General features: G+C 50.7%; 22 protein-coding genes. 16 read left to right on the top strand and 6 right to left on the bottom strand.

What is annotated here, in order from left to right; genetic code table 11:
* Positions 1-125: 125 nt before the first annotated feature.
* Positions 126-1,925 carry a glycosyltransferase family protein gene (locus EYB31_RS24180; RefSeq protein WP_131015999.1) on the bottom strand — a complete coding sequence of 600 codons (1,800 nt, stop codon included), beginning with the start codon at positions 1,923-1,925 and terminating at the stop codon, positions 126-128.
* Between the two features lie 195 nt (positions 1,926-2,120).
* On the opposite strand from EYB31_RS24180, the gene EYB31_RS24175 reads away from it, so the two are divergent.
* From EYB31_RS24175 to EYB31_RS40350, 3 genes are all read left to right on the top strand, one after another.
* The gene (locus EYB31_RS24175) at positions 2,121-5,042 is read left to right on the top strand and encodes a hypothetical protein (protein ID WP_131015998.1); all 2,922 of its coding nucleotides are present in this window, start codon (positions 2,121-2,123) and stop codon (positions 5,040-5,042) included.
* Entirely contained in the window at positions 5,042-6,547 is a 1,506-nt protein-coding gene (locus EYB31_RS24170) for a glycosyltransferase family 2 protein (RefSeq protein WP_131015997.1), read from the top strand. Before EYB31_RS24175 ends, EYB31_RS24170 begins: the two co-directional genes overlap by 1 nt.
* Before the next feature lie 325 nt (positions 6,548-6,872).
* Positions 6,873-7,043 carry a hypothetical protein gene (locus tag EYB31_RS40350; RefSeq protein ID WP_165452586.1) on the top strand — a complete coding sequence of 57 codons (171 nt, stop codon included), beginning with the start codon at positions 6,873-6,875 and terminating at the stop codon, positions 7,041-7,043.
* Between the two features lie 71 nt (positions 7,044-7,114).
* Here the strand turns inward: EYB31_RS40350 and EYB31_RS24165 are convergent, their stop codons facing one another.
* Positions 7,115-7,291, bottom strand: a complete 177-nt coding sequence (locus tag EYB31_RS24165) for an asparagine synthase (RefSeq protein WP_131015996.1) — start codon at positions 7,289-7,291, stop codon at positions 7,115-7,117.
* Between the two features lie 181 nt (positions 7,292-7,472).
* Here EYB31_RS24165 and EYB31_RS24160 point away from each other — a divergent pair, with 181 nt between their 5' ends.
* The 6 genes from EYB31_RS24160 (at position 7,473) to sufB (ending at position 13,444) form a co-directional block, all read left to right on the top strand.
* Entirely contained in the window at positions 7,473-8,051 is a 579-nt protein-coding gene (locus EYB31_RS24160; protein ID WP_131015995.1) for a DUF1802 family protein, read from the top strand.
* Positions 8,052-8,227: 176 nt separating this feature from the next.
* Positions 8,228-9,058 carry a Fe-S cluster assembly ATPase SufC gene (sufC, locus tag EYB31_RS24155; protein ID WP_131016075.1) on the top strand — a complete coding sequence of 277 codons (831 nt, stop codon included), beginning with the start codon at positions 8,228-8,230 and terminating at the stop codon, positions 9,056-9,058.
* A 23-nt stretch (positions 9,059-9,081) separates the two neighbouring features.
* A complete protein-coding gene (gene sufD / locus EYB31_RS24150; RefSeq protein ID WP_131015994.1) occupies positions 9,082-10,392 on the top strand; it encodes a Fe-S cluster assembly protein SufD in 1,311 nt (436 codons plus the stop codon).
* Entirely contained in the window at positions 10,389-11,615 is a 1,227-nt protein-coding gene (locus EYB31_RS24145; RefSeq protein ID WP_131015993.1) for a cysteine desulfurase, read from the top strand. Before sufD ends, EYB31_RS24145 begins: the two co-directional genes overlap by 4 nt.
* Entirely contained in the window at positions 11,602-12,024 is a 423-nt protein-coding gene (gene sufU / locus EYB31_RS24140) for a Fe-S cluster assembly sulfur transfer protein SufU (RefSeq protein ID WP_131015992.1), read from the top strand. Before EYB31_RS24145 ends, sufU begins: the two co-directional genes overlap by 14 nt.
* Positions 12,025-12,046: 22 nt before the next feature.
* The gene (gene sufB, locus EYB31_RS24135) at positions 12,047-13,444 is read left to right on the top strand and encodes a Fe-S cluster assembly protein SufB (protein ID WP_131015991.1); all 1,398 of its coding nucleotides are present in this window, start codon (positions 12,047-12,049) and stop codon (positions 13,442-13,444) included.
* Between the two features lie 76 nt (positions 13,445-13,520).
* Here the strand turns inward: sufB and EYB31_RS40345 are convergent, their stop codons facing one another.
* On the bottom strand, positions 13,521-13,679 hold the full coding sequence (locus EYB31_RS40345) for a hypothetical protein (RefSeq protein WP_165452585.1): 159 nt from the start codon (positions 13,677-13,679) through the stop codon (positions 13,521-13,523).
* Positions 13,680-13,884: 205 nt separating this feature from the next.
* Here EYB31_RS40345 and EYB31_RS24130 point away from each other — a divergent pair, with 205 nt between their 5' ends.
* The gene (locus tag EYB31_RS24130) at positions 13,885-14,682 is read left to right on the top strand and encodes a protein-glutamine gamma-glutamyltransferase (protein ID WP_240762786.1); all 798 of its coding nucleotides are present in this window, start codon (positions 13,885-13,887) and stop codon (positions 14,680-14,682) included.
* A 17-nt stretch (positions 14,683-14,699) separates the two neighbouring features.
* Here the strand turns inward: EYB31_RS24130 and EYB31_RS24125 are convergent, their stop codons facing one another.
* Entirely contained in the window at positions 14,700-15,017 is a 318-nt protein-coding gene (locus EYB31_RS24125; RefSeq protein ID WP_131015990.1) for a hypothetical protein, read from the bottom strand.
* A 144-nt stretch (positions 15,018-15,161) separates the two neighbouring features.
* On the opposite strand from EYB31_RS24125, the gene EYB31_RS24120 reads away from it, so the two are divergent.
* A complete protein-coding gene (locus EYB31_RS24120) occupies positions 15,162-16,244 on the top strand; it encodes a C40 family peptidase (protein WP_165452584.1) in 1,083 nt (360 codons plus the stop codon).
* Positions 16,245-16,271: 27 nt separating this feature from the next.
* Here the strand turns inward: EYB31_RS24120 and EYB31_RS24115 are convergent, their stop codons facing one another.
* Positions 16,272-17,276 carry a ThiF family adenylyltransferase gene (locus EYB31_RS24115; protein ID WP_240762800.1) on the bottom strand — a complete coding sequence of 335 codons (1,005 nt, stop codon included), beginning with the start codon at positions 17,274-17,276 and terminating at the stop codon, positions 16,272-16,274.
* 52 nt (positions 17,277-17,328) lie between these two features.
* Positions 17,329-18,069, bottom strand: coding sequence for a molybdopterin converting factor subunit 1 (moaD, locus tag EYB31_RS41295; protein WP_131015987.1), 741 nt, complete (start codon positions 18,067-18,069; stop codon positions 17,329-17,331).
* 151 nt (positions 18,070-18,220) lie between these two features.
* Between moaD and EYB31_RS24105 the strand changes: the two genes are divergently transcribed.
* From EYB31_RS24105 to EYB31_RS24085, 5 genes are all read left to right on the top strand, one after another.
* The gene (locus tag EYB31_RS24105) at positions 18,221-19,651 is read left to right on the top strand and encodes a bifunctional metallophosphatase/5'-nucleotidase (RefSeq protein WP_131015986.1); all 1,431 of its coding nucleotides are present in this window, start codon (positions 18,221-18,223) and stop codon (positions 19,649-19,651) included.
* 110 nt (positions 19,652-19,761) lie between these two features.
* Complete coding sequence (locus EYB31_RS24100) at positions 19,762-20,580, top strand: undecaprenyl-diphosphate phosphatase (protein WP_131015985.1); 819 nt, start codon at positions 19,762-19,764, stop codon at positions 20,578-20,580.
* A gap of 257 nt (positions 20,581-20,837) precedes the next feature.
* The gene (locus EYB31_RS24095; protein WP_338119983.1) at positions 20,838-21,908 is read left to right on the top strand and encodes an HD-GYP domain-containing protein; all 1,071 of its coding nucleotides are present in this window, start codon (positions 20,838-20,840) and stop codon (positions 21,906-21,908) included.
* A gap of 141 nt (positions 21,909-22,049) precedes the next feature.
* Positions 22,050-23,180: a radical SAM/CxCxxxxC motif protein YfkAB gene (gene yfkAB / locus EYB31_RS24090; RefSeq protein WP_131015983.1), complete on the top strand. Its 1,131-nt coding sequence runs from the start codon at positions 22,050-22,052 to the stop codon at positions 23,178-23,180.
* Positions 23,181-23,323: 143 nt separating this feature from the next.
* A complete protein-coding gene (locus EYB31_RS24085; protein ID WP_131015982.1) occupies positions 23,324-24,676 on the top strand; it encodes a hemolysin family protein in 1,353 nt (450 codons plus the stop codon).
* The last annotated feature ends 12 nt before the right edge of the window (positions 24,677-24,688 follow it).

Here is a 24,688-nt window from a genome sequence, read left to right as displayed (position 1 = left end):
TTAACGGGCAATGAACGGCAATGTAAGACCGGCCGATAAAAAAACGGACAGTTCACTTTAGGTGGACCGTCCGTTTTTTAATTTAAACCCGTTTGGGCGTAATGCGTTCGTTTTTTAGCCAGTTGTTATCTGTTGTCTACATAAGGCGTAAGCTGCTCCAGCCATTTCTCGAAGGCCGGAACCGACAGCGCGACATGGCGGTATTCCCTGGCCAGTTGCTTGCTGTCTTCTTGCTTCCCCAGGTGCCGGTAGAGGCTGCATAAATTGAGTACCGCATTCCAGTGGAACGGGGCATACTGGAGCGTCAGCTTTAGCTGATTTGCCGTTTCATCCGGCAGCCGCAGCTTGTTTGCGGCAACCGCCAGCTGATAGCGGGCTTCCGCAGAGCTGGGCCGGCAGGCAAGGCTGTCCCGGTAAGCATCGTAGGCGAGCTGCCATTCGCTGCGCGCCATATGTGCCTTTCCTTTGAAGGCATACGCTTTGGAAAGCAGCAGTGTACACAAACGGTTAATCGTTTCATGCATAACGGCATACTCGGCTAAGATGAGCGAGCGCTCAAGGCACACATCCTCCATACCTGCGGGTAACAGCAGCCCTTCAAACGATTTCCGGGCGGGCGAGGCATTCAAGCAGCGGCTCTTGAAGTCTTCAAACAACTGCAGCACCGTATCCGGGTTGCCGGTGATCGACATCGCGCCAAGCCGGTTGAAGGCCGGAATGACGGCGGCGGGATCGTGCTGCAGCGCGGCATTCCAATCGTTCATCGAATCATGGAGCACCTGCGCTTGCTGCTTCTGCGTCACTTCGTCTTCGTCGAGCCGCATCATGCGAATACAACCGGCGGCATTAAGCAGCCACGTTTTTTCGCTTGCTTCAGCCGGTTCCGGATGTTGCGCGAGCAGCCGATCCAGCTGTGCGTGTGTACGGCCTTTTATCGCCGAATACAGCTGAATCAGTTCGGCTCGCAGCAGCTCGTGGGGTCGGTTCTGGAATCTGGCATGCGCCGGTTTGCTTTCCGGATCGAGCTGTTGTTGCAGCATAGTGCTCATCAGCTCGAAATGCCGCGTATAGCTGCCGTGTTCGCGGACGGCGGTTTGCCCCGAGAGCGCAATCGCGGCTCTGGCGGCGCTATTTTGCAAATAAGTCTGAATCAGCGCCGTAAAGTTTGCCTCCGTGTAAGGCACGTAGTCGATAAACGGCTGCCAGAGCAGTTCGGCTTCTGTGTTGCCGTCCTCATGCATCAGCAGTGCCCCCGCTGCGGCCGCTTCATAGGCGCTGCGGCTCACTTCTCCGCGGGACGAGCGCTCGAGTACGATGCTGGAACGGTTCATCAGGTCCATGCGAGCAGGAGAATGTTCGGGCATGCTGTGAATTTGGACCAAAATCCCTTGTTCACGCAAAGCGCAAAGCTTTTTGAGCCAATAAGCGATGTCCGGTTCTCTTAAACGGTGCGGTTCGATGAAAGCGGAAACGTCGATGTCCCTTTCCGAGCCCGGCGTTATCTCCCGGGGATGAAGAGCCGAATGGAAGCCGTGCAGCGGCACATATCCGGCGTTGCGGCAGCCGAGCCGGCGCAGCAGCTCCACGCCTTTTTGCTCGGTGAAAATGTAATCGTAGCAGGCCGCTGATGTTTGCAGATGCTCTATACCCGTCTTCCAATCGTTAACCAGCCCGATAACCGGGATTCCCGAACGGAACAATCCGGCCGGATTGCCGTTATGCTCGGGCGACCAGACCCAGATCATGTCCGGCGTCCAATCTGCGGGAAGCGCCTTGCGAATCTGTTCGAAGGTGAAGCAAGCGTCACTGAGCCGGATGTCGCTGTCATCATCCCAGGCAGCCGTAACGATCGAAGCAGGATCGTAATAAGCCCCAAAAAAAGTTCGGGCAAAGTTTTTGGTAAAGTGAATGCATACATAACGCATGATGGTTTGCCATCCTTTTTGTGAATTGGGCTATCGATATTTTACCAGATTTAAAATAAAAGAGATAAAAGAAGAGGCAAAAAATTGAAAAAAGTTGAGCATTTTTGGAAGGATATGACTCCAGACCGTTCTCAATCGAGTAGATGTCATGATAGAATAAGCTAATGACCATTTATTGTAATGAAGAGGTGAATTATGAAATTACTAAGCGGCAAATCTTCCATCCCCAAAACGTTGTCCATGCTCATGGCCGTATCTACGCTTGTGGCTGCGCCGCCATTGTATGCATCCGCGCAGTCGGGACAGACGTTTGCCACGCTTGGCGACAAAATAGGGCTGCCCGGGGAAACGCTTGTGATCGATTTGGCAGCTGCCCTAGGCACAGCGGGTTCCTATCAATTCAGCGAAGAAGGCACATCTTATGTGTCTGCAAAAATAAGCGGCTCCATGCTGCACTTGCTATTGCTTCAGCCTGGTAAAGCGGTATTCACGGTGAGCGGCGCCAATCTTACGGCTTCCTCCACCTTTTCCGTGTACGTGCTCGATGCCGGAACAGACGGCCGATTGGATATCGGCGACGTGCGCAACTTTGCTGCGAACAATCCGGGCACAAACTACAGTTCAAGCGATATCGGAACTTTGCTTAGCAGCGTCGAGCCTGTAGTTCTTCCTAAGGCGGTTCCGCCTACGGTCGTTTCCGCGACTTACGAAATGTATATTAGAACGGAAAGCATACCGGCGGTCCCGCTTTCCCGTTTTTTTAGTTTGAGCGAATCTCTCGAGTTTTCTATCAGTCCGTCTTCCGCCGGCGGGGTATCTGCTAGAATCGAAAACAACTCGGTTGTGTTCCAAGGCAGTCCGGTTGGTGCAGCAAGCTTTTCCGTCAAGGCGAAAAATACGTCAGGCGCGTCCTCAACAGCCGTTGTGTCCATCATTCCGAACCGTCCGCCGACGGTGACGACCAGTACATACATCGCTTATGCACTGCCGGGAACTACACCGGCTTCGTTTAACGTTTCGTCTTATTTCTCCGATCCGGACGGCGATCCGCTGACGTATAGCGTTACGCCGCCTTCAGTGAACGGGATTTCCGCGCTGATCGCTTCTTCATCGGTACTGTTGTTCTCGGGAGCGTTGTCGTCCACGTCCACTTCATCGAGCACGTTTGCCGTTACAGCGGCGGATAATAGTGGCGCTTCCGCCACGATGATTTATACCATCGTGCCGGGATCAGCCCCGGTCAATCATGCGCCTGTTGCGCAGAGCGTAAGCAAAAACGTCTATTATTACTACAACTCTACCGGGGTTTTCCCTACCGTGAGGCTGACCGACAATTTCAGCGATCCGGACGGCAATATGCTGGCGTATTCGTTTTCTTCAGGCGCCATTCAAACAAGTACGATCCAGCTCGGCTCGGCAGGCAATCCGGTCACGGCGTTGATCGATCAAAATACAGGGACACTCTCCTTCTCCTCGCCTAAGGACGGCTCGGCACTGCTGTCCAACGGTCCGGTCACCTTTGCCGTTACGGCCAAGGACCCGGCAGGCCTTTCCGCAACGACAACGTATTCGTTTGTTCCGACCTTTGCGAGGAAAGAAAATATTGTGTATTCACGAAGTCAAACTATTTACTTGGACGACAACTTCACTTTGCCAGACTATTCTAATTTGACGTATACCTTCTCCAACGTGGTGGGGGCGGCAAGCGTCTCGCTTATTTCAGGCGGTGTTTCCATATCCGGCATGTCTTCGGGCTCGACGGCGACGTTTACCGTTACAGCACAGAACCAAAATGGGAACAAAGCATCGGCCAATTATACCGTTTTATCGGACACTAATCCGATTCATGAGGTCTACTCCGAAGAAACAAGATACTTCACGCCCGACGACTTGTGGCACATGTCGGTTCCTCTGGACGCGGGCAGCTTGTTTACCGGAGCGACGGGTCTGACCTACGAGGTAACGGACGTTACGTTTAGCGTTGGCGATGGGGCTTACTTATCGGATGGCAACAAAGCCGTTTTAACTTCCGGCGGAACGGTTTTTTTCTACGGTGAAGCGATCAGCTATATCACCGATTTGAACGACATTAACGGCATAGAGCTTAACGTCCGGGCGACAGCCCCTAACGGGTTGTTTAAGGATAATTATATTTATTATGCTAAGCCGCTGCCGGAGCAATACTTAACGATTCCGGACCAGTATAAGCTCTCGACAACACTGACCTCGGGAGCGGTTGTCGATTTAAACGCTGCGTTCGATACGACGGTACCGCTTATTTATACCGTAGAAGAAAAGAACGATTACAACAATCTGTTGACGGTGAATCCGAGCAATTTGGTGAATATTAATGCGACAGCATCGCCTTCGCTGGCTACCGGAAGTTCTGTTGTCACTGTTACAGCCATGGATGGCTTGGGAAGAACGTTTTCCCACGATTTTACTTTTGAGCCTACAATTTTTGATACGAAACCAGCCGATAAGCAGCTGATGCCGGGAAGCACGTTGACGCTGCACGACATGACATGGCGCTATGAAGTCGAATCCGGCACCGGTGCTTCGGAGGTGACGGCCGTTGCCGCTCCGAACAATCCTTCCTTTGAGCTCACTTATGATTCTTCCTCGGAGGATGCGACTGTTTTTGTGAACAGCAGCGGATATTTGACAAACACGCCGGTTCCGGTAAAAGTGACAGGAACCTATACGCAGCGGGAGTGCATAAACGGTTACCCCGAATGCAGCGGCGACAATGTCAGATGGATTCCCGTCGGTTTTATCGACCAGTTCAATGTCTTGGTGACGGGAAGCTACTATAGCGGAATGGACGGTCCGTATCCGGTCAAGTGGATTCCGTCTCCTTTTGGAGATGCTTATGAAAATGAAGCGCAGGAGTATTACAACGAAGATACGGGATTAACTGTAACTAGCGGCGACGCGCAAGCGGAGGCCTACATATCGGGTTCGTTAAATATTACTATTTTGCAGGAAGGCAGCGGGGTATCCTCGTTCCAGCTTAAAACCTATTTTGACTCGGATATGAATATTATGCCGGCAACAGAGTACAACATTCCTTATCCGCTCACAGGCACCGTGCAGGGGCCGCAGGGGCCGGCTTGATGATGGGGCCTCATGTGCAGAGTACGGATGATTCTTTGAACCGTCAAGAGCAAGCGCAGGGACGGTGGGAGCACATCGTTGCTAATCTGAAAGAACAGCGTTTCGAGGAAGCGGAGCGGCTTGCCGTGAAGGAGCTCCGCGATCAGCCGCTGGCGGCGCAGCTGTGGGTACTGCTTGGCGAAACGCTGCTGCATCAAGGGCACGGCGCTGCCGCGCAGCTAGTGTTTAACCGGGCTTGGCTGCTGGATCCTGAAGCAAGCTGGGTTGCCGGCATCATGCAGCAATTGCAGATGACGCCGATCGGACCGCAGCGTGAAGACATTGCGGCTTTGCTTGCTGTGAAGAAGGTAACTGTAACTATCGGTGTACTCGTCCGTGACGACGAACGTACGATTCACCGCTGTTTGTCCAGTTTGGAGGGCGCTGCCGACGATATTGTGGTAGTGGACTGTGAATCGAAAGATCGTACCGTTGAGATTGCCGAGTCTTTTCCCGGCGTACGGGTCGTGCGTACGACATGGAAGGACAGCTTTGCCGAGCTGCGCAACGAAGGATTGGCCCATATGCATACCGATTGGGTGCTGTGGGTCGATGCGGACGAGTATTTGCATCCTGATGACCGCAGCGCCGTCCGCGAGGCGGCGGGACTGTTTGATGCTATCGGAGTGCCGCCGATTTTGTACATTTGGCAGATGAATCAGGTGCAGGGGACCGTGCTGCACGAATTTTCACAGACGCGGATGTTCTCGCTTCGCCACAATGTAAAGTATCACGGTCGGGTGCACGAGCAAGTCGGTCCGGCTGAGGGAGACTTGTATTCCGCGCCGGCTTTCAGAAAAGCGGTCCGCATCCGCTTGCATCACGACGGGTACGAGCAGGCTGTAATGCAGCACAAAAATAAAATTCAGCGCAATCTCCGGCTGCTTGGCATGATGGTGCAGGAGGAGCCCGATAATCCGGGCTGGTGGGTGTTCTACGGCCGCGAATCGCTGGCTGCCGGGTTGCCGGATCAGGCTTTGGAGGCACTGGCTCAAGCGGAGCTGACCGCGCGCAATAAGCCGAGTTTTGCAAGAATGCTTGACGTCTACATGCTGACGGTGAAAATCCGCCTGTCCCGCAAGGAATGGGCGTTAGCGGAACAAGTATGCCTTCAGGCGCTGGAGCGTTACCCGGACTTTCCCGATGCGAAGTTTTATTTGGCTACCGCAAAGATGAACAAGGCGTTTGCGCAAATCCGGGAAGCGGAGCAGTTGCTTCGCCAATCCAAGGACGATTTCGTCACATACCGCGGCAACGTTGCTCCCGATCACGAAATTGCCAAATGGAAGGCCGATGTTACATTGGCCGATATAGCCAGGTCGGTCGGGAGGTTTGCCGATGCCGCGAACATCTATAACCGCATCGGGGAAACTTACCCTTACGTCCAGCAGGTGCGGAAGCCGCTGGAACTGCTCGAAGAACAGCTCGCCAAGCTGCAGCCGCAAAAGGGAGAAAGACGCTCATAGTGCAGCACTAAGCGGCTATTAGCTGCCTCTACATGAGAGGCGCTGCGCGTGAGGTATTAAGCTTACCTTGCGCCTGCGCCGCGGCGAAAGACAATCGATTCTGCTGGATTCGCACGGTTTTCACGAAATTATGGAAGCTGGTTTTCGCGTTTTCACGCTATAACAACAAAGAGACGTTCCGCTATATGCGCAATCGTCTCTTTGTTTTTGTATTATCGGGATTGCGTGAACGGATATTTTTACAAAACCTTCATCCCGCGATAATACAGGCATAATCCAACCCGTTACAATAAATAATAGAACCGTCTTATTGGAGGGTATGCCGATGAATGTATTAAAGCGCATTGTGTTCGCTATCGCCGCTATTACCGTGATCGCCGTGCTTGGACTTACCGAGGAAAGCAGCAGTTCCTCCACGAATCATGCCAATCCGATGAAAGTCAATTATGTTCAGTACGACCGGATCAGTCCGAATATGTATGCAGCAGGCAATTAATATACGATCATGTTGAAAGGGATGGCCGCTTCGGGCCATCCCTTTCTTGTGCACATACGCCGTTATGTTTGTCAGAACATTTTTTTGGCGTTGTGGCGGTGCTCCACCAAATCGATCGCACCCAATACGACATGTGCCAGTCCGAAGCCTGCAGCGGCTGCGGCCGCCATGGGGTACTTGTTTCTCAAAGCGACGCCGGAGGCAGTGACGGCAGTTCCAAGCACAGTAGGAATCAGTCCTTCGCGCATAGCTCCTCAACCTCACTTTTTGAAAGAATGGTGTTGCCGTATTAGGTTGCATCGCGGGGCGGTAATTATGCAGTCCAATTACAGCCAGATGCGCATGTGCATTTGCCGATGGCAATTGCTTTACAACTTTGTACGCATTATAATAGTTCGGATGATAGGTAAAGCGAACGGAGGCTGGTAAATGACAATACATCCGATTGCGCTCAAAGAGTGGGCGGTCGCCGTCGATGCGCTTAAGCAGGGCCGTCAAATTTTGATTATGCGCAAAGGGGGCATCCGCGAGGAGACAAAACATTTCCAAATTGAGAGCAGCCGGTTTTTTCTGTTCCCGACGTTTGAGCACCAAAGGAAAGAATTAATCAAGCCCGAATACCAAGACATGCTGGACGGGACGTTAAGCGGCTGGAACCCGCAGCAAACGACTGTCACCATCGATACTTTTGCCGAATTGGCGCTTGATATTGAAGTGTCGGAGCAGCCGGAACTGGACAAATTGGCTCCTTTTCACATATGGACGGATCATTTCGCAGAGGAACGGCTTAAATGGAAGCGAAAAAATCCTTTACATATCATGCTGCTCCGAGTGTATTCTCTTAACCATCCGGCAACACTTCCTATAGTAGACAGTTACAATGGCTGCCGTTCATGGATTCAGCTTGAAGCCGAATTGTCCGATCTGGACAAGCGTCCGGTGTTGGACGACGCCGCTTTTGCCCGGGAAGCCGACAAAATCAAGATGATTTTGGGCATTAAAACGTAAAGTGCATAGAACCCGGCGCCTAAGTTGCCGGCTTTATTGATTTACCCGGTCAGTTATTATAAAATTACTATTGAGAATCACTGAGAATCACTTTACAATAAGATTAGAATGATTCTTAAGTAATACAGTATTCAAATTCAAAATTACTTAAAAATAGCATGGAGGAATCGATTCAGATGGCGAACTCACCAAAGTTTACGATAGACGGATTGAAGGCAACTATCGAAGGCAAGGAAATTTTGAAGGGGCTCAGCATTGAAATCAAGGGCGGCGAAGTACACGCGGTCATGGGTCCTAACGGTACAGGTAAAAGTACACTGGCTTCAACGATTATGGGACATCCGAAATACGAAGTGACGGACGGCAGCATTACGCTGGACGGCGAAGACATTCTTGAAATGGGTGTCGACGAAAGAGCGAGAGCCGGGCTGTTCTTGGCCATGCAATATCCGAGCGAAATCGCCGGCGTCACGAACGCAGACTTCCTGCGCAGCGCTATTAATGCACGCCGTGAGGAAGGCCAAGAGATCTCTTTGATCAAGTTTATCCGTTTGATGGAAGCAAAGATGAAGGAATTGGAAATGAATCCTGAGTTTGCTCATCGTTACTTAAACGAAGGTTTCTCCGGCGGCGAGAAAAAGCGGAATGAAATTTTGCAAATGCTGCTGCTTGAGCCGCGTCTTGTCATTTTGGACGAAATCGACTCCGGCCTCGACATCGACGCCTTGCGTATCGTGGCAACCGGCGTAAACGCCATGAGAAGCGAAGACCGCGGTTTCCTCATCATCACTCACTATCAGCGTTTGCTGAACTATATTAAACCGGATTTTGTCCATGTCATGATGCAGGGACGTATCGTGAAATCCGGCGGGCCGGAATTGGCTGAACGTCTGGAGAACGAAGGTTACGATTGGGTTAAAGAAGAACTTGGCATTGTTGATGAAACGGTAGGTCAAGACACGGAAGAGTTTAAAATCCCGATGAATACGACCGCACCAAAATATTAATCAGGGGAGGAGACGAACAACCAATGAGTACCCAAACCATTCTTCCCGTCGACCCGAGCCGGGTCATTGAAAGTTTTAAAGCGAAGCAGGAACCCGAATGGATGATTGCGTTACGCACGGAAGCTCTTGAGCTTGCGGCCCAACTGGAACTTCCGGTTCTGGAGAAAACAAGAATTGACCGCTGGAACCTTCAATCGTTTGGTTCATATAAGCAAGCGGCTTCGATCGGATCGGTTGAAGAGCTGCCTGAGCATGCTAAATCATTGCTGCATGATGGCGAAGGAAATGCCGATAATTTGCTGATCCAACGCGATTCTTCCGTAGTTTATGAGAACGTGTCGGATGAGCTTAAACATAAAGGCGTTATTTTTACAAGTTTGGAGAATGCTTTGAAAGAGCATTCCGATCTCGTCAAAACGTATTTCATGAGTGTTGTCGCAAAAGACGAGAATCGTCTGACTGCGCTACATGCCGCGTTATGGAGCGGCGGCGTGTTCCTTTATGTTCCTAAGAACGTGGAAGTGAAGGTTCCAGTGCAGGCGCTGTTCTTGGCTGAGGATGCGGAAGCAAGTTTCTCGCCGCACGTGCTGATCGTGGCCGAAGCGAACTCTTCAGTCACTTATGTAGACAATTACGCGGCAGCGGGCAATCTTGGCGGCCTCGTGCAGAACGGCGTTGTCGAGGTGGTTGTGAAATCTGGCGCAACCGTAAACTTTGCATCCATTCACAGCATGGACGAATCGGTAACCGATTTGACTTACCGCCGCGCGAATGTGGACAATGACGGCAGCATCTACTGGACTGTCGGCGAAATGAACAACGGCAACGTCATGTCGGATACGACGTCGATTCTGAAAGGCAACGGTTCGAATTCCGATGCGAAGGTGATTTGTGTCGGCACCGGCGAACAGAAGCTGAACGTTACGACAAGAGCGATCCATTTCGGCAAAAGCTCTACCAGCGATATGATTACCCGCGCCGTGATGAGAGACGGAGCGACAGCCATCATCAACGGTATTACCAAAATCGAGAAGGGTGCGACCAAAGCGAACGGTCAACAAACCGAACGTGTGCTGATGCTCAGCCCGAAAGCGCGCGGCGACGCCAATCCGATTTTGCTGATCGACGAAGATGACGTTAAGGCCGGTCATGCCGCTTCCGTAGGCCAAGTGAATCCGGAGCAAATCTACTATTTGATGTCGCGTGGCATTCCGAAAGCGGAAGCGCAGCGTTTAATCATCTATGGGTTCCTAGCGCCGGTAGTAGCGGAAATCCCGCTGGAAAAGGTGCAGCAGCAGCTGCAATCTACCGTGGAAAGGAAGCTCGGACAATGAAGACGTCTGAGATCAGAAAACTGTTTCCGATTCTCCACCAGGACGTAAACGGTCATCCGCTTGTTTACTTGGACAATGCGGCTACTTCACATAAACCGGTATCTGTTATTGAGGCCGTAAAGAAATATTACGAATGGGATAACTCCAATGTGCACCGCGGGGTGCATACGCTGGGATCGCGCGCAACCGACGCTTATGAAGGCGCGCGCGAGAAAGTGGCCCGGTTTCTGAATGCCAGATCGACCGAGGAAATTATTTTTACACGCGGCACCACGACTGCGATCAATCTGGTTGCGGCAAGCTATGCTAGAAGCGTATGCCGGGAAGGCGACGAAATCGTCATTACGCCAATGGAGCATCACAGCAACTTGATCCCATGGCAGCAGGTGGCGAAAGCAACCGGCGCTACGCTTAAATATATACCGCTTCAAGCGGACGGCACGATCCGTCTGGAGGATGTCGAAGCGACCATTACCGATAAAACAAAAATGGTCGCAGTCACTTACGTCTCCAACGTGCTTGGCGTTATCAATCCGGTGAAACAGATCGCTGAAATCGCTCATCGCCACGGGGCCAAAATCCTCGTTGACGGAGCGCAAAGCACACCTCATCTGAAGGTGGACTTGCAGCAGCTGGATTGCGATTTCTACGCGTTTTCCGGTCATAAGATGTGTGCCCCTACGGGAATAGGCGCTTTGTACGGGAAAAAAGAGCTGCTTGAAAAAATGGAGCCTGTCGAATTTGGCGGCGAAATGATCGACCATGTGGACTTGTACGAGTCCACTTGGAAAGAGCTTCCGTGGAAATTCGAAGGTGGTACGCCAATCATCGCCGGCGCTGTCGGTTTGGGCGCGGCTATCGATTTTCTGACGGAGATCGGCCTGGGTGAGATCGACAAACATGAGAAGCAGCTAACCGCGTATGCGATGGAGCGGATTACCCAAATCGAAGGTGTTTCGATTTATGGGCCCCGGGAAAACCGCGCCGGACTTATTACCTTTAATTTAGGGGATATTCATCCTCACGACGTAGCCACGGTTCTGGACGCCGAAGGCGTGGCCGTACGCGCCGGACATCACTGCTGCCAACCTCTGATGAGATGGCTTGAAGTATCGGCTACGGCGCGAGCCAGCTTTTATTTATACAATAACGAAGATGACGTTGACCGGTTTATTGCGGCCTTACTAAAAACAAAGGAGTACTTCGGCCATGCAATTGGATGATTTGTACCGCCGTGTCATCATGGATCACTATAAAAATCCGCGGAACCGCGGCAGCTTCGACGGCGACGCGGTAACGATCAATCTCAACAATCCTACTTGTGGCGATCGCATTTCGCTGGCCATGAAGGTGGAGGACGGCATAGTCAAAGATGCGAAGTTTACCGGAGAAGGCTGCTCAATCAGCCTTTCTTCCGCTTCTATGATGACCGATGCCGTGAAGGGCAAGACATTCGAAGAAGCTCTCAAGATGGCCGAGAATTTCTCCGGTCTGATGAAGGGCGAAAACGTCGAGTTTGAATATGAAGATATCGAGGCGCTGTCGGGAGTCAATAAATTCCCGGCCCGCATCAAATGTGCGATGCTTGCTTGGAACGCTCTGCGCAAAGGCGTCGAACAAGCAAAGCAATAACCACTAAGGAGGGAATCGCAACATGGCAAAACAAATGCCTGAAATGGAAGAATATAAATATGGCTTTCGCGATGAGCACAAAGCCGTTTTCCAAAGCGGCAAAGGCCTGACCAAAGAAATCGTAACCGAGATTTCCAAGATGAAAGGCGAGCCGGACTGGATGCTCGAATTTCGTTTGAAATCGCTGGAACAGTTTTTCAAAATGCCGATGCCGCGTTGGGGCGGAGATTTGGACGATCTGGATTTTAACGATATCCAGTACTATGTCAAACCGTCCGAAAAGCAAGGAAAAACGTGGGAAGAGGTTCCTACGGAAATTAAAGAAACGTTCGACAAGCTTGGTATTCCGGAAGCGGAGCAAAAGTTTCTCGCCGGCGTTTCCGCGCAATACGAGTCGGAAGTCGTTTACCACAGCATGCAGAAGGAGCTTGAAGAGCAAGGCGTTATCTTTATGGATACCGACTCTGCGCTTCGCGAGCATCCGGAAATTTTCAGAGAGTATTTCGGCACGGTGATCCCGCCTGCCGACAATAAATTCGCCGCGTTGAACAGTGCCGTATGGTCGGGCGGCAGCTTCATCTACGTGCCGAAGGGCGTGAAGGTGGAAATCCCGCTGCAAGCTTACTTCCGTATCAACTCGGAAAACATGGGCCAATTCGAACGTACGTTGATTATCGCCGATGAAGACAGCTTTGTGCATTACGTTGAAGGCTGTACAGCTCCGGTATACAGCACCAACTCGCTGCACAGCGCGGTTGTTGAAATCATCTGTAAGAAAAACTCCCGCGTCCGTTATACAACGATTCAGAACTGGGCGCCGAACATTTATAACCTGGTAACAAAACGTGCGGTTGCCGAAGAAAATGCAACGATGGAATGGGTTGACGGCAATATCGGCTCCAAGCTGACGATGAAATATCCGGCTGTTGTGCTTAAAGGCCGCGGCGCCAAAGGCATGGTGCTTTCCATCGCCGTTGCGGGCAAAGGTCAACACCAGGATGCGGGCGCGAAAATGACGCACCTGGCTCCGGACACGACGTCGACGATCATTTCCAAGTCGATCAGCAAACACGGCGGTAAAGTCACTTACCGCGGTCTGGCATCGTTCGGACGCAACTCGCAAGGCTCCAAATCGAACATCAAATGCGACACGCTCATTCTCGACAACAAGTCGACGTCGGATACGATTCCGTACAACGAAATCTTAAACGACAACATCACGCTTGAGCATGAAGCGACCGTCTCCAAGGTATCCGAGGACCAACTCTTCTACCTGATGAGCCGTGGTTTGTCGGAAGCGGAAGCAACGCAAATGATCGTTATGGGCTTCATCGAGCCGTTCACCAAAGAACTGCCGATGGAATACGCGGTTGAGATGAATCGACTCATTAAGTTCGAAATGGAAGGCAGTATCGGTTAAGCTGTTAAAAATAAAAAAATCCTCGCTGGCTTATGGCTAGCGGGGATTTTTTTATGATCAATCTTCTGTTTTTCTTTTATTTGGATAACAACGGTTTTTTCTTTCTCCGGCGTTTGCTTCTGGGCAAATAATCGCTTTCCTGTTCTTTGCCGAGATCCGGTTCATCTTTAGGTAAAGTTGGAGGACTGGACAACAGGAGCGATAGTTCCTCGCTCGTCACACCTTGATGATTCATGAAAGTCACCTCAGCAGTCGTATTCGACATTATTCTACAACAGCGAGGTTTTTAATTCTGTGAGTTTTCATACATTTTTGCGTAAGTAAAGTTTAAAATTTCATGAAGCTGCATTCGGAAAGCCCCGAAGGGCCTGATGGATTGGCACACATTCAATTTGGCGCCCATACAATGAGGAAAATGAATAAAAAATGAGGTTGGGTCTATGATCATTGTCGCTGGAAGCCCAATAGCCGAATTTGACGACAGTAAGCTTTCTGAATCGGAGCGGAATATATACCGGCAGATGAAAAGCAATGCTTATGAACGCCGCTACGATTCCTTGGATGAGCTGTTGTTTGAGCTGAAATTGCGCGGCCGTATCGTTGATGGGGCAAGGCAGCTGAGTGCAAGCGGAGCTAAATTCGCCAACTTTACCAAGTCCAAAGCAAATGAGGATTTCTGGAAGGTGACGGATTTTGGAGGATTCATGCTTAAGGATGGAATAACTCCTCATGAAGCACTTAACGATATTTTTACAAACGGAAAAAAGTACGCCTTCGAATGCGCAACCGCCATATCCATCGTTTTATATAAAGCGGTGTTGGATACGATTGGTCCGAAGCAGTTCGATACCTTATTTGCCGATTTGCTGTTGTATGATTGGCATCTAAACAACAATCTGCGTTTGCTGGACAGGTCAACCAAGGAGACAGCCGCTCCGGGAGATGTGCTTTATTTCGAAAACTCCGATTTCTCGCCTAAAACGCCTTGGTGGCGGGGTGAAAACGTCGTTTTATTGGATGACGGGAAATATTACGGGCACGGCATCGGGATCAGGGATGCTCAGGGGATGATCGACGAATTAAATAAATTCCGGGTGAAGGACAGCAAACAATCGGCTTATTTGGATGACCGCTACAAACAGCTGGATTTTGACTATTACCGGCAATTTCGATTACAGACCGGGCAGTCTCACATAAGGGCCGTTATCGGCGGGAGACAATATGTCATCCGTATGTAACCGGGCAGAGAACTTCGTCAAAAAGGAGAAATCGTCGGGTCGACAAGAAACGGTACGGTTAGACTGATCAGCCACAGCAGGGCGATAAAAAAAGAAACCCCGGCTGCAAGCAGCCCGCCAAGCCCCGTGCCGGAACGCTTATAAGCATAAGAGCTGAACACTAACGACAAAATGCCTAAAATCAGGCCAATCGGCAGCAGGAGCAATAACGCATTCATGATGATAGCGATAATGCCGAGGATGCGGCCGGCAAGGGCAAAGCCGGACGGCGGTGAAGTATAACGAAACCGGTCGTTGGGACTCTCGTTTGACGAACTGAACGGATATGAACTCATTTCGATTTCGCTCCAAAGCAATATAATTTGCGTTCTGAATACGCACCTTCATATTATACCATTGGAGCCGGATGTATGCATATTTCCACTACGGTTTCCTCATGCTATGGAAGACTATTAATCACTAGGGGGTTTTCCTTACATATGCGAAACCGAAAAACGGTTATGCTGTCCGTAGCAATCGCATTAACATTCACCAGCGCTTGCGCCCAAAAAAATGAGGCTGTTCCCGAGAAACCGCAGTCTTCTTCGCCCATGAACGAAATCAAGATGCAGCAAGCGCCGGCTACGGATTACAGGGCGTTAAACGGTGAGGAGCCGAAGTCACTGCCGGTTGTGCAATTCGATGGCATTAAGTATGTGTCCATGCAGCAATTGGTCGAAGCCTTGCAGTATCAGTCGGATTGGGATCCTTCCACGCAAACGTATCGGATCGGTGACTTCGGCGCGGAATATGAGTTTAAAATGAACACGCCAACGGCGCGTTTGCAAAATAAAGAAGTCGCTCTTCAAAATGCGCCGGTGCTGAAAGGAAATACGGTTTATATACCCGTGCAGGCTATAGCCGACTTGTTTAAAGAGGATATGAACAGCACGATTGAGGATGGACAAGTCGTTTTGCATCCTTCGGGGACTGCGGTTGAAAATATAGAAGATACTACACGAGGGCCTGCTGATCTGGAGTTTGCCGATGATCCGCTTGATCCGTTCAAGACTGCAAAGCCGAACGGCAAACCGAAGTTATCATTTGATCCGACTGGACAAACCGCTCCGGTGATGGCCTCTTGGAACCGATGGGAGCAAGATGCCGTTCCTGTAATGAAAAATATAGATACAAATTCACTGATCCAAAAAGCGGAGCAGTATCTTGGCGTGAAGTACAAATTCGGCACAGGGCCGTATCCGGAAACCGGGCGTTTCGATTGCTCGACTTTTACCGACTATATATTTAGCAAATACGGCATTGATTTGGGACGAACGGCCAGGAGCCAGTCCGAGCAAGGAAGTTCGGTAAATAGAAAAAGCCTCCGTAAAGGAGACTTAATGTTCTTCTATGTGCCGGGGCGCTTTAAATCCAATAAAACGGTCGGCCATGTAGGCATTTATATGGGCGACGGCGAAATGATCCACGCATGCCCCAAACCAAAGGATGGGGTGCAAATCTCGGAGATCAACACCGCTTACTGGCAAAAAACGTTTCTAAAAGCTAAACGTGTCGCTTCTTAAAAGTACAGGCTGTCACAACCGAAACTTTCACATACCGACATATCGGCTGTACAAGCTTTTGGCTGTCACAATATCGTCCGTTCCCTGCACGATACAGCGGCCGTCGGGGAAAATAACCAGCTTCTGCTCTTCATTGATATGAAATTTCAGCAGAAAAGGGTTCAGCTCTACTTTGCCGAGGGGGCGAAGCAGTTCGGCACGTTCGGACAAGTTAAGCGATGCAGGTTCAACCGGCTGGATTTGCACGGAATTGCGGCCGCAAAGCGATTGAATCGTCTCCCCTTCGATGTCGGCTTCTAAATATTCCAGATGATGAAGTCCGCAGGCTGGACAATCCGGTTTGCGGGCTCCACTTACGTCGATAGAGGAAAACAGATTGTGCCACAAATCCCAATGCATCATTTTGCGGTTAAGATGCTCCAAGTCCCCGACGAGCAACTTAAGCGCTTCTGCTGCTTGATGGGATGCGACAACATGGATAATCGGGCCGATCACCCCAGACGTATCGCATGTTTCGGCAGTTCCTTGGGCCGGTGCTTGGCCGAACATGCAGCGTAAGCAAGGGGTTTCTCCGGGGAGCACGGTCATCGACACGCCACGCGAGCTGACGGCGCCGCCATAAATCCAAGGAATACCAAGCTTTAAGCTGATATCGTTAATAAGAAAACGGACAGCAAAATTATCCGAGCCGTCCAATATGATATCAACCCCGCCAAGTAGTTCTTCTGCGTTCGTTCTGTTCAGGTCTGTCACGATGGGCTCAATATCGACAAGCGAGTTGATCTTCCTCAATCGTTCAGCCGCCGCGACGGCTTTAGGCGAAGATGAAGCGGCATCTTCCTCGTCGTAAAGCATTTGGCGCTGCAGATTGCTGGGCTCAACAAAGTCGCGGTCGATTAGCCTGACATAGCCGACTCCGGCGCGCACCATATGGTTGGATAAAACGGTGCCAAGCGCGCCCATGCCAACGATCGCCACTCTGGCCCGGGAAAGCGAAGCCTGCCCGGATGGGCCGATCGGGGCAAACAGCATTTGGCGGGAATATCTTTCGGTGTATGAAGACGTTGCTGAATGATCCAATGGACTAACTCTCCTTATGTTCATCGACAGGCGCCGTAGGATTCCAAGGGCCGAGCTGATGGCCTTTCCATTCGGAACCGTCTTCCCATATTTCTTTTTTCCAGATCGGCACAATTTGCTTGAGCCGTTCCAGAGCGTACCGGCTCGCCTCGTAGCAATCCGCCCGGTGCGGAGCCGATACGGCTATAACGACGCTGATTTCGGCGATATCGACCTTGCCGAGCCGGTGGGTCATTGCACACAAAGTCCCCGGCCACCGGACATGTATTTCTTCGCCGATCTGCTCCATGGTCCGCAGAGCCATCGGCACATAAGCTTCATATTCCAAACGGACGGTCCGCTGTCCGAACGTATACTCGCGGGTTGTACCGGTGAAAGTAAGCGCCGCTCCATGGTTCGGATGGATGACTTTATGAGTAACGGCATCCACGGATATGGCCTCATAGGTAATTTCATACATAGGCTGGGCATGCCCGCCGGTTTCGCTCCCGGATTCTTCGCCGCCCGATACAGGCGGGATCAACGCGATCTCGTCTTGTTGATGAATGAGCAGGTCCTCACTCGCATAGGCTTGATTTATGGCGACAAATGCCTGATTGATTTTGTCAGCGGCACCGGGATACTGCCCGCACATCAGCTGTTTCAACTGCGAAACGGTCATGTCCTGATCCGGCAGCTCGATCCGCAGCAGCCGTGTCCCGACCGATTCAGCCAGCCCGGCAAAAAAATGCACTTGAATAAGCATGAACAGCCCCCTCCGCTTTTTGTAATAGCATACCATATTTTAAAAGGTTAGTGATATAATAGGCGTATGATTCTAAGGAGCTGCCGCGCTTATTACGCGGTGCGCAGCCACGGTTAGAATATGAAATTACGACGTATAAGGAGGAGATTTCATGGCTCCGCTGCATAAACTTATCGTCCTCCACACGAACGATATACATAGCCATTTTGAACAAATGCCGAAAATCGCCTCCTTTATCGAAAGCCAAAGGCAAGCGGCAGGTGAAGATCATCTGCTTGTGCTTGATATCGGAGATCATATGGACCGTATGTGGCCGGAAACCGAAGGAAGCGGCGGCGCCGCCAATGTGGCGGTAATGAACGAAACCGGCTACGATGCGGTAACACTCGGTAATAACGAAGGACTCACATTTACATCGGAAATGTTGGAGTCCGTATACAGTGACGCCCATTTTGCCATTATCGGAAGTAATCTGCCGCGCAAAGAAAGCGGTAAGCTGCCTTCATGGCTGCTGCCATATTATGTCGTCCGCAAGGCCGGGCTGCGTATCGGCTTGATCGGCGTTACCGCATACTTTACGGAATATTACCGTTTATTGGGTTGGGATATTCAAGAACCGCTGGCTGTCGTGAAGGAGCTGGCGGGCCAGCTTCGTCCGGTGGTGGATGTACTGATCGTCATGTCCCATCTCGGATTAAAAAATGATGAGCGAATGGCGAATCAGATCGAAGGCATCGATCTGATTTTGGGCGGCCATACGCACCATCTGCTGGAGGAACCGCTGCGTATCGGCGGCTCCTATCTCGGGGCCGCGGGCAAACACGGGCAATATGTCGGCGTTATGGAGATCAGCTATGATCCGCAGCAGCGCCATATAATGAACGTATCCGGCTACTGCCAAGACGTCTCCGCGCTCAGCGATGCGCCAAAGCTGCTTTCCATCCGTGAAACATATGCGCAGGAGGCAAAGGTGAAACTGGGCCAGGTCGTTTGCGAGCTGGCTGAACCGCTGGACGTCGATTGGAGCGGCGAATCGCGGCTGGGCAATCTGCTGGCGGGCGGAATCCGTTCCTGGGTGGGGGCGGAGATCGGCATCATTAACTCCGGGGTATTGCTCGAAGGGTTATCCTCCGGCAAAGTCGATCAAAACCGGCTGCTGGACATTTGCCCGTCGCCGATTAATCCTTGCCGCATGCTGCTCTCGGGGGCTCATATTCTTCAGGCATTGGAGGAGTCGCTTATACCCGAGTTTCAGGAGCGGAGAATGTATGGCTTCGGTTTTCGCGGCAAGGTGCTGGGGAATCTCTGCTTGGACGGAGCGAGTGTCGAATATGACCCGGAGGGGCCAAGTTATCATAAAATCAAGGAAGTGCGGGTAGGCGGCGAACTGCTGCAGCCGGGCAAAAGTTATGTGGTCGGCACGTTTGATATGTTTACTTTCGGAGCGGGGTATGCGCCGCTAAGCCAAGGAACGGATGTTTCCTTTTTTCTGCCTCAGTTCATCCGGGATGTGCTTGAACGCCAGCTTCTTAACACCGGGGCAATTCGAGACAGTGCGGTGAAGCGGTGGCATGCCGTTTAACGCAAATATTAAGCTTTATCCTTCACCCTTGAAAATAGTTGTTTCCTGGGCGCGATCACGATAAAATAGAAACGTTGTGATAAGCACTTCCTTTAAGGATGGAGGCAATTATGTATAGTTTATGGGTTTCTTTTATTATCGGTATCGTAGAAGGGTTGACTGAATTTTTGCCTGTATCGTCGACCGGGCATATGATTTTGGCGCAAGCCCTGCTGCACATACCGGAAGAAGACGAGATGATGAAGTCGTTTGAGGTCGTTATCCAGCTTGGAGCCATTCTGGCGGTAGTCCTGCTTTATTGGAGACGAATCATGCGGTTATTCGGATTAAGCGATGATGTCAAAGGCAAATCCAAAGGCCAGAGATTAAACCTGATTCATATTTTAATCGCCATTGTGCCGGCGCTGTTCCTTGCTTTTATCGGGCGCCATTTTATTAAAGACTATTTATTTTCGCCGACTACGGTGCTGATCGGACTTATTCTCGGGGGCGTGTTCTTGATCATCGCGGAAAAACAACAGCCTGCCATAACGGCAACCGATATGGACCAGCTGACATATAAGCAGTCTTTGTTTATCGGCATCGCCCAGTGCTTGTCGCTGTGGCCGGGTTTCTCCCGTGCGGGCGCGACCATTGCGGGCGGGATGCTTGCAGGCGCAACACGCGGAGCGGCAGCTAATTTCACATTCCTCATCGCGATACCGGTGATGTTCGCGGCTACCGGATACGAGATGCTGACAAGTTATAAAGTGATCTTGTCAGGTTCATTCCTGTTCTTCGGAGTCGGGTTTATCGTTTCGTTTATCGTTGCTTTACTGGCGGTTGTGACGTTTATTAAACTTGTGTCTAAATTATCGCTCACTTATTTTGCCTATTACCGGTTTGTCGTAGCTATTCTATTTGCAATCTGGATGGCGGTAAGTAAATAAGTCTTTTAACCTAAATGTTAGTTCCTTTATCCCGGTGTCCGTTTCCTTTTATTAGGGGGACACTGGGACTTTTTATATAAAAAAGTCGATTTGTATACAAGGTTATGGAAAACAATGTCGATTAAATTTGTTGGAATATATTGCTCTTTTTCATAGAATAGCTTACTCTAATCTTGAGGCTTTAATCTAATTTATAGAAGAAAGTGGAAGTGGTTGCTTGTATGCTGTTAATGCCGATCAGCAAGGTTCGTCCTGGCATGAGATTAGGTAGGCGTATATACAACGAAGATGGACTCACTTTGCTCGGAGAGCAAGTGGAGTTGACGGAGACGCTGATCGGTCGGCTTGCTGCACATGGCATCGACTTTTTATATATTGACGATCCACGCACGAACGACATCTATTTTCAAGACTTGTTGACCGATGAGACGCGCATCCGCGCTACAATGGAGATTCGCAACACGTTCCGCAAGGTAATGGACGATACGGTCAAACGCAAGGCGGTCAGCACCTACCAGCTGGGGAAACAGTTCCGAAATATTTTGACCATGATCATTGACGATCTAAGCGATCATAAAGATGCGATGATTATGCTCACGAACATCTCTGTTATGGACGATTATTTGTACCAGCATTCGCTGAACGTGTGTATTTACACGACCATGCTGGCGATGTCTTACGGATTTTCCCGGGATGAGCTGATGACCATCGGACTAGGTTCGCTCCTTCATGATATCGGCAAAACGCAGCTGCCTACCGATGTGCTGAAGAAAAAGGGCAAGCTGACCGATTCGGAGTATGCTACCATTAAGCGGCATGCCGAATACGGCTTTCAATTGCTCAAGGATGAGCCGAATATCCCGCTGCTGGCGGCGCATTGCGCCTTGCAGCACCATGAGCGGATCGACGGGTCCGGTTATCCCCGCAATTTGAAGGGTATGGATATTCATGAATACGCACGTTGGATCGGCATTGCCGATTCATACGACGCCATGACGACACACAGGGTATACCGGAATGCAATGCTGCCTCATCAGGCGCTTGAGGTGTTATTTACCGGCAGCGGCACGTTATATGAGAAGCAGAAGCTGGAGTTGTTCCGGGATAAGATCGCGATCTATCCGATCGGCGTTCTTGTCCGTCTAAGCTCCGGGGAATCGGGCATTGTCGTCGATCTGAATTCATCTGCGCCGATGCGGCCCATTATCCGCATTTTACAGGATGCCGATGATCAGGAGTTAGACGCACCGTATGAAGTGGATTTATCGAAGCGGCTTAACTTGGTCATCACCGAAGTAAACGATGTAAAATTGAGCTTACTGACATGACGCCGGCCCGAGAGGGCCGGTTTTTCGTTTGTCCGCCGCAACTGGACAGGCCTGCTGCGTTCAAGGTTTCCTTTTGCGCCGACCTAGGCTAAAATAAAGAAATAATCTTAAGTTTGCATAAATCGGAAGTGAGCCTATATCATGATAAACAAAATCATTCCTCCCCATACTCTAACACCGTTATCTCCCGAATACGATCCGTGGGATCCGATTCGTTCTTTACAGCGTTACGGAAAGCATATACTGACAAGCGTCGAACTGACGGTAACCAATTTGTGCAACATGCGCTGTGAGCATTGCGCCGTCGGGGAGTCGCTGACGTTGACCGAAGGGCCGCGGATTCCGCTGGCGGTTGTGCTGAAACGGCTGGATGAAATCGAACAGCTGGAAACGATTAGCATTACAGGTGGAGAACCCTCCTACCATGAAAAGACGGTGCGCGAATATATCGTGCCGCTGCTTAAATATGCCCGCGACCGCGGTATCCGATCGCAGATCAACTCCAATTTGACGCTTGATCTGGGCCGCTACGAATTGATTGCGCCTTATCTGGATGTCATGCATATTTCCTTTAATTATTTAAGTGCCGACGATTTCTTCAAGGTCGGGTTTGTCCGCACGGATCGTACCGTCAGCAGGGCTACGGCGGAGAAGCTGTACGAGCGGATGGTTGAAAATACGATAGCGTTAAGCAAAGGCGGTTTGTTTGTATCGGCGGAATCGATGATTAACTATCGGACGCATGACAAATTGCCTGCTATCCATCGGCTGATCGCCGAGATGGGATGCCGCCGTCACGAGGTGCATCCGATGTACCCGAGCGCTTTTGCCGCCAATTTGCCGGTTTTATCGCTCGCAGAAACCCGTTCCGCGATTAGTAACCTGCTTGACCAGCGCAATAAACAGCTGTGGATGCTGCTGGGGACGCTTCCGTTTTATGCATGCGGAACAAATGAAGAGGATCGCAAGCTGCTCGCACGGCTGCGCAGCGAGCCAAATTTGACGGTACGGAACGATCCGGACGGCCGCAACCGGTTGAATGTAAATACGTTTACGGGGGATGTGTATGTCACGGATTTCTCCGATGTCCCGCCGCTGGGTAACATTCACCGGGATACGCTCAGCAGCGTGTTTGCCCGCTGGGAGGAGCATCCGCTGAACCGGACGGTCAATTGCCATTGCCCGGCAGCAGGGTGCTGCGGACCAAACCTGCTTGTTGTCGATTCTTATTATAAGGATGTTAATTTCATGGAGCGAAAAGCTATTCTGTAACAAGGTGCTTCGCTGCAGACATCAATTTTGACCTTCCATGCTTAGGATGCTTCTTTTCGGTAAAAGCTGATAGTACGGTCTGAATTTGTCAGACTTGCCACATTGAGCTTGCTGCCGCGGAAAAGGAGAGGTATTCGCTACATATGGACGGATTCGATTTCGGCTCGATTATATATAATTTACTGATTGTACTTGTCTTGGTCGCGCTGAACGGTTTTTTTGTGGCTGCGGAATTCGCTTTGGTTAAGGTGCGCGCCAGCCGTCTGCAGCAGTTGGTCAATGAAGGAAGCGTCAAAGCGAAGTACGCTTTAACCGTAACTAAGCATCTGGATGCCTATTTATCGGCGACACAACTCGGAATTACATTGGCGTCGCTTGGTTTGGGCTGGGTCGGCGAACCCGCGGTTTCTCATCTGATCGTCGATCCGTTTCTGGAAATGCTGCATGTGGAGAACAGCGTATTCAGCAAACCGCTATCGGTGGGCGTTTCCTTTGCGGCGATCACTTTTTTGCACATCGTGTTGGGGGAGCTCGCTCCGAAATCGTTTGCCATTCAGAAAGCGGAGGTTGCCTCATTATGGCTGTCGCCCCCGCTGCTCTGGTTTTATAAGATATTCCGGCCTGTAATCTGGCTGTTGAACGGCGCGGCGAACGGAATTTTGCGATGGATCGGCATCGAGCCGGCCAATGAACACGAGGCGGCTCATACGGAAGAGGAAATCCGCTTACTGATGGATGAAAGCGCAAGAAGCGGTCACATCGACAAAGACGAGATGGCCCTCTTTGACAATGTGTTCGAGTTTTCCGACCGGCTGGCCCGGGAAATTATGATGCCGCGTACGGACATGGACTGTCTTTTTACCGAATGGAGCTTTGAAGATACACTGGAGGTTGTGTATAAAACAAAACATACGCGTTATCCGGTTGCGGTCAACGATAAAGACAACATTATCGGTTTCGTTCATATTACCGACCTGCTGACCGCCGACCCTGATGAACCGCATGAATTGCGGGAGTTTCTGCGTCCAATTCTGACCGTTCCGGAATCGATGGAAGTCAGCAAGGTGCTGAAGCTGATGCAGAAACGGCATTCGCAGCTCGCCATCATTATCGACGAATACGGAGGCACTGCGGGACTGCTGACGACGGAAGGCATCCTTGAGGAAATTGTCGGTGAAATCCATGATGAGTTCGATGAAGAGGAGCGCCCGCATATTGAAACGATTGGCGATACGTGGTCGGTAGCGGGGCGAACGTTGATTGAGGACTTAAACGAGCTGCTCAAGATCGATTTGGAGGATGACGAAGTAGACTCCATCGGAGGTTGGCTGTTCACAAAGCTGGAGGGTACCCCGACCAAAGGAAAAAAGGTGGAGCACGACGGATTTGTTTTTGAAGTTGCTGAAGCGAAACGTTTACGCATTGTGCGCGTATCTATTTATCGGGCAGATACACAACAAGATCACGCAGGTACGGAACAAAGCAGTCGAGAGTGAGGTGTCAAGGTT

Source organism: Paenibacillus thalictri (assembly GCF_004307995.1).
GTDB classification, from domain to species: Bacteria; Bacillota; Bacilli; order Paenibacillales; family NBRC-103111; genus Paenibacillus_AF; species Paenibacillus_AF thalictri.
Note: the sequence above shows the minus strand (reverse complement) of the source record. Positions and strands in the feature narration are given on the sequence as shown.

Bases quoted from the DNA above. Each gene is read 5' to 3' on its own strand.
- EYB31_RS24145 (WP_131015993.1), top strand. From the start codon at position 10,389: ATGAAGACGTCTGAGATCAGAAAACTGTTTCCGATTCTCCACCAGGAC.
- EYB31_RS24165 (WP_131015996.1), bottom strand. From the start codon at position 7,291: ATGCGCGAAGGACTGATTCCTACTGTGCTTGGAACTGCCGTCACTGCC.
- EYB31_RS40345 (WP_165452585.1), bottom strand. From the start codon at position 13,679: ATGAATCATCAAGGTGTGACGAGCGAGGAACTATCGCTCCTGTTGTCC.
- EYB31_RS24105 (WP_131015986.1), top strand. From the start codon at position 18,221: ATGGCTCCGCTGCATAAACTTATCGTCCTCCACACGAACGATATACAT.
- EYB31_RS24095 (WP_338119983.1), top strand. From the start codon at position 20,838: ATGAGATTAGGTAGGCGTATATACAACGAAGATGGACTCACTTTGCTC.
- EYB31_RS24170 (WP_131015997.1), top strand. From the start codon at position 5,042: ATGATGGGGCCTCATGTGCAGAGTACGGATGATTCTTTGAACCGTCAA.
- EYB31_RS24160 (WP_131015995.1), top strand. From the start codon at position 7,473: ATGACAATACATCCGATTGCGCTCAAAGAGTGGGCGGTCGCCGTCGAT.
- EYB31_RS24120 (WP_165452584.1), top strand. From the start codon at position 15,162: ATGCGAAACCGAAAAACGGTTATGCTGTCCGTAGCAATCGCATTAACA.
- sufC (WP_131016075.1), top strand. From the start codon at position 8,228: ATGGCGAACTCACCAAAGTTTACGATAGACGGATTGAAGGCAACTATC.
- EYB31_RS24175 (WP_131015998.1), top strand. From the start codon at position 2,121: ATGAAATTACTAAGCGGCAAATCTTCCATCCCCAAAACGTTGTCCATG.
- sufD (WP_131015994.1), top strand. From the start codon at position 9,082: ATGAGTACCCAAACCATTCTTCCCGTCGACCCGAGCCGGGTCATTGAA.
- sufU (WP_131015992.1), top strand. From the start codon at position 11,602: ATGCAATTGGATGATTTGTACCGCCGTGTCATCATGGATCACTATAAA.
- EYB31_RS24130 (WP_240762786.1), top strand. From the start codon at position 13,885: ATGATCATTGTCGCTGGAAGCCCAATAGCCGAATTTGACGACAGTAAG.
- EYB31_RS24125 (WP_131015990.1), bottom strand. From the start codon at position 15,017: ATGAGTTCATATCCGTTCAGTTCGTCAAACGAGAGTCCCAACGACCGG.
- EYB31_RS24100 (WP_131015985.1), top strand. From the start codon at position 19,762: ATGTATAGTTTATGGGTTTCTTTTATTATCGGTATCGTAGAAGGGTTG.
- sufB (WP_131015991.1), top strand. From the start codon at position 12,047: ATGGCAAAACAAATGCCTGAAATGGAAGAATATAAATATGGCTTTCGC.
- EYB31_RS24115 (WP_240762800.1), bottom strand. From the start codon at position 17,276: ATGCTGTTTGCCCCGATCGGCCCATCCGGGCAGGCTTCGCTTTCCCGG.
- yfkAB (WP_131015983.1), top strand. From the start codon at position 22,050: ATGATAAACAAAATCATTCCTCCCCATACTCTAACACCGTTATCTCCC.
- EYB31_RS24180 (WP_131015999.1), bottom strand. From the start codon at position 1,925: ATGCGTTATGTATGCATTCACTTTACCAAAAACTTTGCCCGAACTTTT.
- EYB31_RS40350 (WP_165452586.1), top strand. From the start codon at position 6,873: ATGAATGTATTAAAGCGCATTGTGTTCGCTATCGCCGCTATTACCGTG.
- moaD (WP_131015987.1), bottom strand. From the start codon at position 18,069: ATGCTTATTCAAGTGCATTTTTTTGCCGGGCTGGCTGAATCGGTCGGG.
- EYB31_RS24085 (WP_131015982.1), top strand. From the start codon at position 23,324: ATGGACGGATTCGATTTCGGCTCGATTATATATAATTTACTGATTGTA.